General features: G+C 36.7%; 12 protein-coding genes. 5 read left to right on the forward strand and 7 right to left on the reverse strand.

Annotation, left to right across the window (positions count from 1 at the left end; all coding sequences use genetic code 11):
* Nucleotides 1-65 precede the first annotated feature (65 nt).
* The 3 genes from P4L16_08160 to P4L16_08170 are packed head-to-tail and all read left to right on the forward strand — an operon-like array spanning nucleotide 66 to nucleotide 3,479.
* Complete coding sequence (locus tag P4L16_08160) at nucleotides 66-2,231, forward strand: GreA/GreB family elongation factor (protein ID MDR3625092.1); 2,166 nt, start codon at nucleotides 66-68, stop codon at nucleotides 2,229-2,231.
* 5 nt (nucleotides 2,232-2,236) lie between these two features.
* Nucleotides 2,237-2,842 carry an RdgB/HAM1 family non-canonical purine NTP pyrophosphatase gene (gene rdgB / locus P4L16_08165; protein ID MDR3625093.1) on the forward strand — a complete coding sequence of 202 codons (606 nt, stop codon included), beginning with the start codon at nucleotides 2,237-2,239 and terminating at the stop codon, nucleotides 2,840-2,842.
* Between the two features lie 4 nt (nucleotides 2,843-2,846).
* On the forward strand, nucleotides 2,847-3,479 hold the full coding sequence (locus P4L16_08170; protein MDR3625094.1) for an NYN domain-containing protein: 633 nt from the start codon (nucleotides 2,847-2,849) through the stop codon (nucleotides 3,477-3,479).
* A 119-nt stretch (nucleotides 3,480-3,598) separates the two neighbouring features.
* Here the strand turns inward: P4L16_08170 and P4L16_08175 are convergent, their stop codons facing one another.
* From P4L16_08175 to P4L16_08205, 7 genes are all read right to left on the reverse strand, one after another.
* Nucleotides 3,599-4,402 carry a formyltransferase family protein gene (locus P4L16_08175; protein ID MDR3625095.1) on the reverse strand — a complete coding sequence of 268 codons (804 nt, stop codon included), beginning with the start codon at nucleotides 4,400-4,402 and terminating at the stop codon, nucleotides 3,599-3,601.
* The gene (locus tag P4L16_08180) at nucleotides 4,403-4,630 is read right to left on the reverse strand and encodes a hypothetical protein (protein ID MDR3625096.1); all 228 of its coding nucleotides are present in this window, start codon (nucleotides 4,628-4,630) and stop codon (nucleotides 4,403-4,405) included.
* Complete coding sequence (locus tag P4L16_08185) at nucleotides 4,623-4,811, reverse strand: hypothetical protein (protein ID MDR3625097.1); 189 nt, start codon at nucleotides 4,809-4,811, stop codon at nucleotides 4,623-4,625. Before P4L16_08185 ends, P4L16_08180 begins: the two co-directional genes overlap by 8 nt.
* Nucleotides 4,808-6,091, reverse strand: coding sequence for a cbb3-type cytochrome c oxidase subunit II (locus tag P4L16_08190; protein MDR3625098.1), 1,284 nt, complete (start codon nucleotides 6,089-6,091; stop codon nucleotides 4,808-4,810). The genes P4L16_08185 and P4L16_08190 overlap by 4 nt, the downstream gene beginning before the upstream one ends.
* Nucleotides 6,088-7,530, reverse strand: a complete 1,443-nt coding sequence (locus P4L16_08195) for a cbb3-type cytochrome c oxidase subunit I (protein ID MDR3625099.1) — start codon at nucleotides 7,528-7,530, stop codon at nucleotides 6,088-6,090. Before P4L16_08195 ends, P4L16_08190 begins: the two co-directional genes overlap by 4 nt.
* Nucleotides 7,520-11,464, reverse strand: a complete 3,945-nt coding sequence (locus P4L16_08200; GenBank protein MDR3625100.1) for a c-type cytochrome — start codon at nucleotides 11,462-11,464, stop codon at nucleotides 7,520-7,522. Before P4L16_08200 ends, P4L16_08195 begins: the two co-directional genes overlap by 11 nt.
* 191 nt (nucleotides 11,465-11,655) lie before the next feature.
* Nucleotides 11,656-11,964 carry a divalent-cation tolerance protein CutA gene (locus P4L16_08205; GenBank protein MDR3625101.1) on the reverse strand — a complete coding sequence of 103 codons (309 nt, stop codon included), beginning with the start codon at nucleotides 11,962-11,964 and terminating at the stop codon, nucleotides 11,656-11,658.
* Between the two features lie 340 nt (nucleotides 11,965-12,304).
* On the opposite strand from P4L16_08205, the gene P4L16_08210 reads away from it, so the two are divergent.
* Entirely contained in the window at nucleotides 12,305-12,985 is a 681-nt protein-coding gene (locus P4L16_08210) for an LpxA family transferase (protein MDR3625102.1), read from the forward strand.
* 5 nt (nucleotides 12,986-12,990) lie between these two features.
* Complete coding sequence (locus P4L16_08215) at nucleotides 12,991-13,869, forward strand: polyprenyl synthetase family protein (GenBank protein ID MDR3625103.1); 879 nt, start codon at nucleotides 12,991-12,993, stop codon at nucleotides 13,867-13,869.
* The last annotated feature ends 634 nt before the right edge of the window (nucleotides 13,870-14,503 follow it).

Consider the following 14,503-nt stretch of genomic DNA (forward strand, 5'->3'; position numbering starts at 1 on the left):
GAGTCAGATGATATGCTCAGACCCACTTTAATTTATTGTTCAAGAATCAAAGGTAAAAGGTATTCATGGCTTATCTGGAAGAATTTCAAATGCAACTTGAAAATCACGACTACCAAGGGTTTATGCACCTTTGGGAAGAGTACTGCGGTGGTGATGAGGTTGATGCTCCAGAACTCCAAAAAATTTTACAAGCAATTAAAGTATCTGATTTTGCTCAAACCTTTGGAAAACACATCGACAGCGCCCTTGCCCTTTGGTCTCATATTACAGATGAAAATGCATCTTATGAAGTTTTCAAATCTATCATTGACTTGCAAACGACCAACAGCCCGCAATTAGCAGATCTTACTTATCAAATCATTCATAAAAGATTTAGCCACCTTCCTTTCTTTAATGAAAAACTCAGGCTGGTAGGCCTTCGAAACAAAGAAATTTTCCAAGGTGCTGTTGCTAATTTCGAACTACTTTCTCATATGGCAAAAGGAAAGTTTGTATTCCATACAGGAGGTTGGGGAACAGGTGAAATCGTCGACATCTCTCTTGTAAGAGAACAACTCGTACTAGAATTCGATCGTGTTCGCGGCAGAAGAGACCTCTCTTTTGCAAATGCATTTAAAAATTTAATCCCCCTTCGTGATGACCACTTCCTTGCAAAACGTTTTGGCGACCCAGACCAACTTGAAGAAGAAGCAAAAAAAGATCCTGCTGCGATCATACGCCTTCTTCTTTCTGATCTAGGCCCAAAAACTGCTACAGAGATAAAAGATGAGCTTTGCGGTCTAGTTGTCGCAGATGAAGAGTGGACAAAATGGTGGCAAGGGGCAAGAGCCAAAATTAAAAAAGATACGATGATTGAAACTCCACCAAGCGTCAAAGATCCTTTCCGCCTACGCTCCTCTGAATTATCTCATGAAGATCGACTACTAAAAGTTATAGAAAAGCTCTCCGATATCGACAAAACTATTGAAACTATTTATTCGTTTATCAGAGATTATCCAGAAATTTTACGCAATCCGTCTACTAAAACAAACTTGCAAGAACGTATTTCCTACCTCTTAAATGACACAAAACTTACTCCAGCACAAAAAATACAGCTCTATCTCTTATTAGAAGATCTAGGTGCACAAGATCAAAAAGCAACACTTTCAAACTATATTCAACAATTGCCACATATTCCAAGCGTCATCAAAGCTATCCAAGTGGGTGCCTTTAAAAAAAGAGCTCTTGTTATCTGCAAAGAAATGCGCTCTGACTGGGATACCATATTCTTAGACTTACTCTTTACTCTTCCAGTACACTCTTTAAGAGACTACTTAATCAAAGAACTCAATTGTGGCAAAATGGCTCCTCTCTTAGAAGAGAAGCTAAATATGCTAATTGGACACCCTTACAAAGCCCCAGACTTATTTGTATGGTATTTTCAGAAGGCAACTTCTGAAGAAGCTCTACCTTTCTCCGATAGCGAAGGCAGAGGAGCTCTTTTAGAAGGCCTACTCATGCTATTAAGCCAAATCGAACAAAAGCCAGAAGAGCGCGATTTGGTCAAAAAGATTCACAACATACTCTCAGGCCATCGCTTTGCAGCTGTACGTGCGATTATTGATGGAAAAAGCCTCGACTTTATAAAAGAATTCTTACTCCTTGTAACTAAATGTCAATCATTAAGCGACCACGACAGCAAAATTCTACACTCCCTTGCCTATGTTGTGCAGCCATCTCTTGCAAACAAAAATAAAGCCCTCAGAGAAGAACATTCTTTTGAAACCATTTGGACGACAAAAGAGGGTTTTCAAAAAGTGCAAGCACGCATTCAACAAATTGGCACTATAGAGACTGTAGAAAATGCAAAAGAGATCGAAGTTGCAAGATCTCACGGAGATCTAAGAGAAAATTCTGAATACAAATTTGCCCTTGAAAGAAGAGCACGCCTACAAGGAGAGCTCAAATTCCTAACATCTCAAATCAATAAAGCTCGAATTATTACAGAGCAAGATATTCCAAAAGAAGAAGCTGGCATTGGTACAATTGTAACTCTTGCAACCCCTAAAGGCGAAGAAGTTATCTACACTTTGCTTGGGCCTTGGGATGCTGATCCAGATAAAAATATTCTTTCTCTACAATCAAAATTTGCAGAGGCTATGACAGGCACTAAAGTTGGAGAAAGCTTTACATTTCAAGATGAAACATATACTGTAAAACAAGTAAAAAGTTATCTGAACAATAATGAGTAGTCCTCATGGAAATCGTCATTGCTACGCACAACATGCACAAAGTACGCGAATTGCGTGCGATGCTAAAAAGCGATCTATCCATCGAGTTTCTTTCTTTAAACGACTTTCCAAGCTACGTGGCCCCAGAAGAGACGGGCTCAACTTTTGAAGAAAACGCTCTCATTAAAGCTTCTTCTGCAGCCCATTGCTTCAACAAATGGGTGCTTGCTGACGATTCTGGTCTTGTTGTTCCTTCTCTAAACGGAGAACCAGGTGTTTTTTCAGCAAGATATGCTAAAGTGGATCGCTCACAGCATACTCCTACAGACAGAGAGAACCGCATAAAATTACTTAAAGCACTTGCTGGAAAAAGTGATTTAAACAGATCAGCTTATTTTGAATGTTGTTTAGCTCTAGTTTCGCCAAATGACGAAAAAAAGATATTCAAAGGTGTGTGTGAAGGGCTTATTACCGAAGAAGAACGAGGTAAAAATGGCTTTGGTTATGATGCCATCTTTATCAAGCACGACTATAATCAAACATTTGCAGAACTAGACGAATCTATAAAAAACCGCATATCGCATCGAAGAAAAGCTGTAGATAAACTTATTCTCTATCTAGAATCATTATAGTTGCATGCACTACTATATCGATGGATACAACCTTCTTTTTAGACTCTCTTATAACCACACTTCCCTACAAAAAGAGCGAGAGCAAATCATCCATGAGCTCAGTTGTAAATTTTCTTTTCTTAAATTAAACGCAACCCTTGTTTTTGATTCCATACATGCCAAAGGAGAGAGCACGTCTTCTCATGTTAAAGACCTTCTTGTTGTCTATACAAGAGAGGGACAAACTGCTGATGAATGGATTATCACATCACTTGAACATACGCAAACCCCTTCTCAAAATACTGTAGTCTCATCCGATAAACAACTTACTCAAAATGCCCTTGCAATCGGCGCAAAGGCACTTAGTATAGAAACCTTTGTCTTATGGCTCAACACACGCATTAAAAATAAAAAACTTCCTAAAAAAAAGATCGAACTTTTACCTCTTCCAAAAAAACAACAAGAAACACCCCTATTGCCCCCTGAAAAAGGTTCTATGGAATATTACCTAAATGCCTTTCAAGATGCTCACAAACAGGACTCTATCGAACCCTTGCCTTCCGCAGAATTAAAAATCTCTATCCCTAAGAAAATACTTCAAAACAAGATGTCAGATCATGAACGTTGGCTTCGCATCTTTGAAGAGCGATCCACTTAAACCTAAAAAATCCTTATGCAAGCTCTCTTGAATAGTAGCAATTCACTATGCAGAATTCATTACAAGTAGGCCATTTATACACAAACAAGTTCAAGAATTGGTTTGTGTATAAAAAGCGGTTATTTGTTGTGCTTGAACAACTGAAAAAAATCCATGTATTCTTGAGGATCAAAAATTTTCCATCCCTTGGCCATAAAGGCATTAAACTCTTCATTTGTTGGAAATGAAAAGTAAGTAGAGGGCAAAACTTTATTAGGAATTCTCTGAACAGAACCTGAAGCGATCTGAGGCAATTTTTCAACAATTAAATCAACGGCTTTCTTATACACTTCTAACTCATGCCAAAGGAGGGACTTATCCTTTCGAACATTGATTCTACTCCATCCAAGGATTGATCCTGTATCAATAGACTCATCATCGATGCTATGAAATGTTGAACCAACTTCCACACAATCATCATACAGTGCTCGAAAGGTCGGCATAAGACCTCGATAGCTAGGAAGCAAGCCAGAATGCAAGTTATATGTTCCAAGACGTGGCAGTGCAAGTATAGATTCCTTTACAAGGTATCGAGAATGAATAGAGAGAATAATATCTGGCTTATAAGTAAATATCCAAGGGTGCTCTGTAGCAAGATCATTAGTCTTAGCCATATGAAAGCAAGAAGCATATTTTTTTTCTAAGCCCTTCCATGTTTGCAGAGGAGCAAATTCTTTTACTTCTAGAAGAGGAAATAATAGCTCATTAACAAGATCTTGCTCTAAAAATTTAAAACACGTAAATGGTAACACCTGTTTTTTAAGCGGATAATGAGCCTCTGACAAGATGATTTGATATTCATACCCTTTCAAATGGGGAAGTAAGTGGTTACAAATCATGTTACCAGCAAGGTCAAAAGTCGAAAAAATCACTATTTTTTTCATTTATTCTTTCTCTTTACTTATGTAGATTGTATTAGCAGCTTCTTGCAGCTTCTGCCAACATCCCCCATCAAGACAGCCTCGACTACCATTCCAAAACAGATAAAACCAAATTAAACCCCAAATAGGTAGCAATATGTAGGCCCACTTAAGAAATCTTGGAATCTTTTTTTGCTCTAGGCTTCTTGGAACCTCTACCTTTTCATCATCAAGGTATTCCTCTTCACTCATCTGTATCTTCCTTTTTTAACATCTGATACTTAGGAGATTCATCCATGTCTAATCGATCCTTTTTCCAAAGATAAATTAAAAAAAAGAGCGCCATTCCCATGATTGCAAAAACAAGAGCATAGTGAAAAATTTGCCCTATAATGCCGCTACTATCCATTCCACCAAAAATACAACCTATCATTTTTTCTCCTCATGAACGCCTTTTCCATCTAAAATCTTTAACGTCTGAATAGGATCAAGCCCAAGCCACCAGCTCTCTGTTGGAGGTGTAATACGTGTACCTTTTGTCATCAAATACTGAAAAATCGCTTCAAACTTATAATTGGGCACTCCATAAAGGTTTTTAGCATTTGAGTCTTCATCAAAAAAATGGCGGAATGCTGGCATAATAGAGCCCTTACTTTTTGTTTTTGGAGACCAAAAATGTGCTTTATGCCAATCGCGACTTGGTCTTTTCACGCCCACTCTTGCAAGATCGGGCCCAATTCTTCTAGTTCCTGGAAATGTTACCTCCTGATAGATGTATTCATTAGCAGAAGAGGGAGGAGCTGGATAGGAGTCAGAGCCATTTGCAACACAATCTTGAATCAGCGTTCGTGACTGATCTGTATGGCAATACCAGCACCCCTCAATTTTAAAAATGTCTTCACCCATTTTTATCAAAGTAGCCCTCGACATAAAACCAAATTCTTTGTTAGTGAGCTCTTTAATGCTACTGATTTTTCTTCCATTAGGATCATATTGAAAGCTTTGACTAGATCCATTCTTTAAAAAACTAACCCGATATTCTCGTGGATTTTTTGTATAAATAACTCCTGGATCTTTGTGATAAGCAGTATTCAATTGCGCATCCACTATAACATAATCTTTATCCACCCAGCAATTTACAACCTCATCTGTTTCTGCAATGGCAAAACATTGTGTTCCACCTGGAACATATAGCTCAAGAATGGTAAAATAGGGCATAGAAGCATGCACATCTGCTACATCCTTATGTTTTTTTAACCACTCTTCTTGTAGTTTTGCTTGAAGAGCTTTAGCTTGTGCTTCACTCTCTTTACCGCCCTCTTCAGGGCTTCTAAGAAGTAAAAGCTTTGATGTTAATTTCAGAGGCGTTTCATTAATTTTTGTAATGAACTTTTCAAGAGATGCATTTGATGTAATTATCCTAACATTTTCTGCTTCTTCAAAAGAAAGAAGAGAATAATTATCTGTTAAGCAAAGAACAAACTGCAGCGTCTCTTCACCTGGATGCGCCGCATTTAAAAATACGTTTGGATCTGCAACTTCATACATCTGCTTTTGATAATAAGATGAGGGCTCTATCCAACTTGGATCTACATAGCCAGGTGCTATGAGAACAACACCTATTGCCAAAGAAAAAAGTAAAAATACACCTACTACTGTAATCAGAAGAGATTTCTCTACTTTAGAAAAAAAACCCTTAGAGTGCTCTTTCATGGGACTTGCACCTTGACAGCAGAAAGCTCATTAGATTTAAATAAAACGGTCTTGTAGATATTCCATACAAAAAGGGCATTTCCAACCAAAACAATCACACCTGATATAGCTCTTGCAAGCCACCAAGACCACATTTCTGCAACTGTCTGAAGAAAAGGCATTCGACTTAAATTATTATGAAACTCTGCGTACGTACTACCATCAGCCCAGTTTGCCCAAAGAATACCTTGATAATACCCTCCAAGGGAAAGTGAGATAAACATAATTAAAGTGCCCCAAAAATTAAGAGCAAAGTGCCAATTTGCAAGTTTGTCTGACCAAAGAGGCCTTTTTGTAATTACAGGTATCACGTAATAGACGCCTGCGAATGCAAAAAATGAAAACGTTCCAAAAAGAGCTATATGAGAGTGTCCAATAATCCAATCCGTTTTTGAAGTAATTTCATTAACATTTCGAAGCGCTTGCAGAGGTCCTTGAACACAGGTTACCAAGTAATAAAAAGTGCCCAACATTAAAAAACGAATCGATGCATGCGTTGTATAAAGTTGCCACTGACCTTTCAATGTCCCAAAGAAATTGGTAATCACAGTCCAAACAGGAATAAAAAGCCATATTGAAAATACAATGCTCGTTGTCTGCAACCATTGCGACATAGGGCCATGAATAATGTGATGCGCTCCTATCCATGCGTAGACAAGAGCAATGGACCAAAAACCTACCATAGAAAGCCTATGATTGTATATGGGCCTATCAGAAATTTTAGGAATAAAATAATAGGCAATTGCAAGACCCATAGGGGTAAATACAAGCCCTACTAAATTGTGAACATAAAAAAAGTTCATATTTACACGTGATATGCCACCTGGAATAATTTCAAGAGCAAAATTTCCAATAGTAAATGTAATCGTAGTCCATATTAATGTGCCCATAGCATACCAAAGCGCTACATACATTTTTTTAAAACGTCTATTTGCAACCGTTATAAATAAATTTATGCTAAATAAGATCCAGGCAACTGCCATCATGAGTTTAATGGGAATAAATCCCAAAAGAAAGGGGGGAATCTCTGCATATTCCCATCCCCAATTTGTTCCTAGAGGAAATGAATAAACTCCCAAAATGAGTGTAATCCACCACAAATAGTTGGTAATTGTTGCAAGCTTTACACTCCAAAGGGGCGTACCACACAGCCTTGGAACCAAAAAATAAAATAAGCCCATATTTGCAGAAAGCAACCAAAGCAAAAGCACATGCCATACATGTACAGGCCTTATTCTTCCAAAGTGAATATATTCTCCAGAAAAATAATCAGGAAAAACAAAGCTATTAAATGCCATAAAAACACCTACAGACATTCCTACCAATAAAAATAAGAGCGCAGGGTAAAGCATCTGTTTTACTGGCAAATCGCTATACTGTACAGCTTGATTATTTATCATACAGCACTTGTGCTTCCTCTTTTATATATACAGCATAAATATCACACTGTTTTTTTCTCGATTTTTTTGCTAAAACTGATTTTTCTACAACATTTAACTTAATATCACTCAAAGTACTCACATCTTCTTGTATTTTTTGAATCTCTTCTGAAGTCTCTATGGACACAGGAAGTGCTTTGTACTCTGCAATTTTTTCAGCATAGGCTTTTTCAAGATAAGTTACTTTGCGCCAAAAGAAAAGCAACTTATCACTCAAATCCTGCTCTAAAGCATCATCATCTAAACATATCAATTTGTCATCTCTTACAACAAATAAAGCATCATGAACACTTAAAATATCAAAAAAGGCCTGTAAAATAACTGCATCTAATTTTTTATCAATTAAACTTGTTCCCAAAGAAGTGTATATATTGCTCTCAACATTAATTTCTTTATCTAAGTCAACAAGCAGTTGATCCAATGCTTGTAATTGCCTAAATCTATTTCTTAAAGAAAGCTCATTTGCATAGGCATTTCCTGCCTGCTCTGGAGTACTAGTTCCTTCTTGAACGCCTTTGAAAAGAACAAATTGATTTGCAAAAGCTTTATCATATTTTTCTTTTGCTCCATCTAGAAAAACATATTCAGGGGCGCGAACACTTTGAAGCAAAATTTTAGAGGTTGTAAATGCATTATAAAGAAGTGTTGCAAGGCTATCTCTAAAATTCTTCTCTTCAGACAAACTTCTAATAAAAATAACCATCTGCATGCGTTGTTCAACACTTGTTTGATCACCCCAAGGAGTCATAGAAGTCCCTGGAACTCCAAACTTGATTGCCCGCAAAAGATAAAGATCATCCCTAGAATGTAGCCACGCTAAATTTGTAAGCATTCTTGGCTTTGCATCCGTCATATAAGAAGAACGTGCTCCCATACCTGTGGCCTCGCTACCATGACAAGAGGCACAATTCTCAACAAATAACTGCTGACCTTTCTTAATATTTTCTTGTGTATAAAACTTTTTTCTTAAAAAGTAGCGATATTTATCACGATCTTTTGCTGTATTTATTTCCTCATCAAAATATTCTTTTACAAGGTGTTCTAATGGAGTTTGATTGTTCTGAATATCTGTTTTGTCTATTGGAAGCACTCGTAATACACCGCCTTCATGTTTAAGCTCTTTTACTACGTCCAAAGGCTCATATTTCCATTTTGATATCATATCCTCACTTGCTTTAATTAAAAGCTCATCTGGAAGAGCATAATATAACCAATCAACAAGAAGCTTAATCTGAGCTTCGTTAAGAACGGGAATCTGGTCTCCCAGCTGCTTTTCAGGTATCACTTCTCCCCAAGGAGCCATGGGAGTTCCTTTAACACCATGAATAATAGAATAAAGAGCTCTCTCTTTCGTCAAATTCAATAAAAAAGTTGTGTTCCTTAGATTTTTAGGTATTGTGTAAAGCATTTCTGAAACAGGACCATTTCCTCGTCTACTACTCCCATGACATTGTGAACAGTAAATCTCATAGGCTTGAGCTGGATCAAAACCCTCTACTTCCCACACTTCTCTTGCGATATCTCGATTCTTTTTTCCAAGAATATGAAGCATATTCATCAAACTATAAAATTTACTCTCATCAAAGGGCATAACAGGCATAAATGAGCGAGGCACATAATCTGCAGGATTTAAAAAATGTCCTAAAAGCCATTCATTATCCCTGTAAACACCCGACCAATTCAAGGCAGGCGCCACATCCCTTCCAAAACCATACGTCTGGATGTACATAATGAGTACATTATGCACCCTATTTTTCCATGCATTGAGAGCATCTCTTGCTTTTTCACCAGTAGATTTACTATAAAAATCGTTTTTTGCTCTCATGGCGTACTGAAAATTAGAATAAAATGTCTCAATAAGTTTTGGATGATTTTGCTGCAATGTCTCTAATAGAGTTCCATTTTTTGTATTCTTTACAAGCCTTCTATCAATCTCATTTTCATACTTTTCTATAGTTTCAACAAGTTGGTAACCTGTTATTTGTTCTGGAAAAAGATTTCTAAACCACTTCCATTCACTAATTTGCTCCTGTTTTTTCTCATTACTAAAACTTATATCTCCCTCAAACCCTTGCAACTTATGACAACTTGCACACCCTTCTGTTGCAAACACTGTCATAGCATAATTTAAATCTAAAACATCCAATGGAGAAACTGCGCTTTCCCAAGAAAATTTTTCTCCAACTTCCCAATCTTTTAAAGAAACTTGCTGATCTACTGTCGAGATCGCTTTGCTAGGAAGCCCTTTTTGTGCAAGCAGAAATGACATCAAGTCCTGAACATCTTCTTGATCTAATCTAAAGGTAGGCATTGTAGAAGACTTTAGTTTACCTTGTGGCCATAATATAGATTGCTTAATGTACCATGGCTCTTTAAGACCCACGCTTGTAAGATCGGGGCCTAGATTACCATTAGAATACCCTGCAATCCTATGACACGCATAACAGCCTTGATTAATAAAAAGCTCCTTTCCTCTTTTGTAATTATTAAGCATTAAATCTACATAAGAAGACATTCCCTTTATAACCTTTGGATCTGATGCTAAAAAAGATAAACTTTCACTTATCTGCTCATAATCATCTATGGTTGATACATACTCCTTAGCCAAATATTCTTTTCCAAAGAGAGAGCGTTTAGTTATTTTTCCTTGATGAATCTTTAAAAATTCTTCGACATAACTATTTAAATCATTTTTTCCAACAGATCCTTTTTCAAACTCTCTTGCAAGATCACTTGATCCAAGAATATCCATAATCTCAAAATGCATTTTTCTTATCATATAAAAAGCATGCTTATCATCTTTAATGCCTCCCTTGTCAAGAGCTGCATGAAAGGCCTTTAAATAGTGAAGCTGTGCTTTTAGGTGATTTACTTCTTCAGAAGTGATCTCTCGATCTTCACTTGCTTTTTGAATTTTTTTTATCGTTGCACCACAACCATTTATTTTTAAACTTATCATCAATTTTAAGAGGGCTGCAAGCGTTTCCCTATCGGAAACGATCCCTTTTTTAATACTTGATAATTGGTTTTTTTTGCGATTTAATGGAGCGTTAACAGTGTCTACCATATGATTCAAAACTGATTCACTAGACTGATGACAATCCACACACTTTGACTGCATCAAAGCACCTACTAAAATAGGCTTTTGCTGAAAGAAAAATTCAGCTTCCGGCTTTGCGTTATAAACAAATGAAAATGAAGGATCATTTTTAGGATCTTTTTCAAGAAATGGAGGTTCCTTAAAACCTTTTTCTGGAACATATTTTCCATCAAAAACAGATCCATGTGCCTCTTTTATAAAAAGACTTGCTCCATTTCCTGAGTGGCAGCTACAGCAACCATACTCATCGATAGGGTGTAATTCAAAAGGCTTTGTTTCTGCTCCAAGAAGAGGATGCATAGCAAGCACTTTCTTCATATCCACCTTATGACCATCTACATCCATCGTAAGAAGAGCTTCAAGCTCTCTTGCCCTACTGAAATCTTTTTTTTCTTTTAAAGATTGAATATCCTTTTCGAGGCGCAACCAAACATAATCAAGATTAGATACCTTTACAGGAACTCCTAAGTCATCTAAAACCATCTCTCCATTGATATCATAGACAATTCTTGTAGGAGAAAAATAAGAAAGCTTAACAGCTATATGGCAAGAGACACATCGATCAACAGAATCATTACAACCACTTGGTGCTGGTATAACAACTTGTTTAACTCCTTGCTTAAATAAAGGAGATTTTTCTTTTGAATAGGTCGATCTAAATTCTTCTAAAGAAATATAAGCGTCTTGATAAAGTTTATATTCAGGAAAAATTTCTTGATAGATAAAATAACCCGCTAAAATGAGCACAACAACAAGCATTGCAACTATGACTATCTGATATCTCTTCCTTTGCATGCTTGCAATTTACCTCTAATTATTGCGAATCATTTACAATCTTCATCTTCATGAAACATTTGATATTTTACATCCTCCACCTCTTCAAATTGTCCCTTTTTAATAAAATATATCAAACAAAAGAGTCCCCCCAGACCTCCAACCAAACAACTTATAACGATCCAAAAAACCCCCAAACCTTAAACCTTTATTCAAATAGTTTCTTCAGCAACCCACGATAAATAGCGAGGATTTCCCTGAGAGATATCAACCTGTACAATTTCTGGAACCTCATAACTACACTCTGTTCGAATATACTCCTGAACTGTATCAAAATGTTTTAATATGGTTTTAAATACGACTTTGATTTCAAAACTTTCTTCGATTTTTCCTTCCCATCTATAAATTGATTCCACTTCAGGAAAAATAGATGCACAAGCTATTAATCGCTTGTCTAGTAAGCCATGAATGATTTTTTTAGCCTCTATTTTATTGCGACAAGTCCAAAAAATATAAATCATAAGCACCTTCCTCTTTATATTCTGGGATCGTAACAAATTCTTTCCTAAACAAAAAGCCCAAAATATACTGTTGATAATTCTGTTTAAAACTGTTCATAAGATGATCATATCTTTGTTCAAGATAGGGACGTTGTTGAAAACCGATCATTTATATACAGCTAATCAACATCTTATCGACAACGGTATGTACACAAACAAGTTCAAGAATATGAACAAATCCACAGTCATAAAAGAAGAAGAAACATTTAGATATATTATCTATTATTCTATTATTCACCTTGAAAATTTCATGGATTAGTCCTATCCTCATGATGTGAATTTATCAACCTAAAATAATTCTATGAATTTTGAATCAAATTACTTTTTTTCTTTAGATTCGTATACTCATAAAGCTCTTTTTGATTCTATTGATTATGTCTGGAAGGCGCTTTTAAATATTGATACTTATTTTAAAAATTATTCTTTAGGTAATATTGAGGTACCTATTCCAGATGGAGCTTACCTTGTCAACAAAGATTTAATTAGTATTGGTCAAGGTACAATTGTTGAGCCTGGCTCTTATATAAAAGGACCTTGTATCATCGGAAAAAATTGTAGCATAAGGCATGGGGCATATATAAGAGGATCTTTAATTGCTGGAGATGATTGTGTTATTGGTCATGATACAGAAGTTAAACACTCTATTTTACTAAATCATGCAGTGGCAGGTCATTTTGCTTATATTGGTGATTCTATTCTTGGTAACCATGTAAACTTGGGTGCTGGTACAATATGCGCTAACTTGCGCCTTGATCGTGAGCAAATAATTGTTCATTATGAAGGGAAAAAATTTAAAACAAATTTAAAAAAAATGGGTGTCATCATTGGCGATCATTCACAAACGGGTTGTAATGCCGTTACAAATCCGGGAACTTTGATGGGTAAGAGTGTAATGTGTTATCCTTGTACAAATTTTGGAGGGTTTATTCCAACAAGAATGTTTGTAAAACCATCTACAACCATTTTAACAACACCATTTTAATATTTATGCAGCCTAATTATTCTGAAATTTTCAAAATCCTAGATGAACACAAATGTGTTGTTGAAAAAAAAATTCATGATGAATTACTTACTTTTGGCGCGGATACGAAATTAAAAGAAGCTTGTGCTTATGCACTTCTTAATGGTGGAAAGCGCTTTCGTCCGGTAATTGTTTTGCTCTGTGCAAAAGCTATTGGTAAAAATTGTGATGTTTCAGACGCTGCTTTAGCAGTGGAGTTTTTTCATACAGCTTCTTTGATCGCAGATGATTTTCCTTGTATGGACAATGATGATTTAAGACGCAATAAACCTTCATTGCATAAAGCTTTTGGCGAAGCAACTGCTTTACTTGCATCGTATGCTCTTATTTCGGCTGGCTATAGGTCTATCTATAAGAATGCAGTAATAATGAAAGAAGGGGCTGAAAAGGCCTTTCTTTTGGCTATAGAAAATGCAACGCAAAATACAGGTATTTTAGGGGCAACAGGTGGACAATTTCTTGATTTATATCCACCTAATCAAGATGTAGATACTCTTAAAGAAATTTTGAACAAAAAAACCGTAACTCTTTTTGAAGTGGCATTTGTGCTTGGATGGATTTTTGGTGGTGGAGATCTTAAAAAAATTTCTATCGTAAAACAAGTTGCTTATCATTGGGGCATGGCTTTTCAAATAGCTGATGATTTGGATGATATAGCGCAAGATAACACTCAAGAAAGAGAAGTTAATCTAGCTTCTGTTATAGGGCTAAAGCCGGCTACAAAATTGTTTCATGAAGAAATTTTCTTGCTTAAAGCAAAGATGAAGGAACTCTCTTTGGATACAAAAGACTTTTTAGCTATGGTGAGTGCTCTAGAACAAAGTTTTCCTAGGGCGATGCCCTAGGCTTTTATAACGCAGGGCTTCACCCTGCAAAATATTTATGGGCATATCCTAGGGCGATGCCTTAGGCTTTTATAACGCAGGGCTTCACCCTGCAAAATATTTATGGGCATATCCTAGGGCGATGCCCTAGGCTTTTATAACGCAGGGCTTCACCCTGCAAAATATTTATGGGCATATCCTAGGGCGATGCCCTAGGCTTTTATATTTCAGGGCATTCGCCCTGAGAACACAGACATGATTGTAAGTAATATTCAGGCTGAAAGCCTGACTTATAAAAGCCTGGGGCATCGCCCCAGGTGAGATCCAGAATGTGATTTGCAGGGTGAAGCCCTGCATTATTGTTCGACCTAAGCACATGGGTTAAAGTGTAACCTATGTGCTTAGGTCGGACAGCCTCAGGCTTTTATATTTCAGGGCATTCGCCCTGAGAACACAGACATGATTGTAAGTAATATTCAGGCTGAAAGCCTGACCTATAAAAGCCTGGGGCAACGCCCCAGGTGAGATTCAGAATGTGATTTGCAGGGTGAAGCCCTGCATTATTGTTCGACCTAAGCACATGGGTTAAAGTGTAACCTATGTGCTTAGGTCGGACAGCCTCAGGCTTTTATATTTCAGGGCATTCGCCCTGAGA

It is taken from the genome of Chlamydiales bacterium, from assembly GCA_031292375.1.
Taxonomy (GTDB): Bacteria; Chlamydiota; Chlamydiia; order Chlamydiales; family VFKH01; genus JARLHF01.

What these genes read in the sequence shown, in the direction of transcription:
- P4L16_08160 (MDR3625092.1), top strand. Translation starts at nt 66, where the DNA reads ATGGCTTATCTGGAAGAATTTCAAATGCAACTTGAAAATCACGACTAC.
- P4L16_08190 (MDR3625098.1), bottom strand. Translation starts at nt 6,091, where the DNA reads ATGAAAGAGCACTCTAAGGGTTTTTTTTCTAAAGTAGAGAAATCTCTT.
- P4L16_08170 (MDR3625094.1), top strand. Translation starts at nt 2,847, where the DNA reads ATGCACTACTATATCGATGGATACAACCTTCTTTTTAGACTCTCTTAT.
- P4L16_08195 (MDR3625099.1), bottom strand. Translation starts at nt 7,530, where the DNA reads ATGATAAATAATCAAGCTGTACAGTATAGCGATTTGCCAGTAAAACAG.
- P4L16_08175 (MDR3625095.1), bottom strand. Translation starts at nt 4,402, where the DNA reads ATGAAAAAAATAGTGATTTTTTCGACTTTTGACCTTGCTGGTAACATG.
- P4L16_08180 (MDR3625096.1), bottom strand. Translation starts at nt 4,630, where the DNA reads ATGAGTGAAGAGGAATACCTTGATGATGAAAAGGTAGAGGTTCCAAGA.
- P4L16_08200 (MDR3625100.1), bottom strand. Translation starts at nt 11,464, where the DNA reads ATGCAAAGGAAGAGATATCAGATAGTCATAGTTGCAATGCTTGTTGTT.
- P4L16_08205 (MDR3625101.1), bottom strand. Translation starts at nt 11,964, where the DNA reads ATGATTTATATTTTTTGGACTTGTCGCAATAAAATAGAGGCTAAAAAA.
- P4L16_08215 (MDR3625103.1), top strand. Translation starts at nt 12,991, where the DNA reads ATGCAGCCTAATTATTCTGAAATTTTCAAAATCCTAGATGAACACAAA.
- P4L16_08185 (MDR3625097.1), bottom strand. Translation starts at nt 4,811, where the DNA reads ATGATAGGTTGTATTTTTGGTGGAATGGATAGTAGCGGCATTATAGGG.
- P4L16_08210 (MDR3625102.1), top strand. Translation starts at nt 12,305, where the DNA reads ATGAATTTTGAATCAAATTACTTTTTTTCTTTAGATTCGTATACTCAT.
- rdgB (MDR3625093.1), top strand. Translation starts at nt 2,237, where the DNA reads ATGGAAATCGTCATTGCTACGCACAACATGCACAAAGTACGCGAATTG.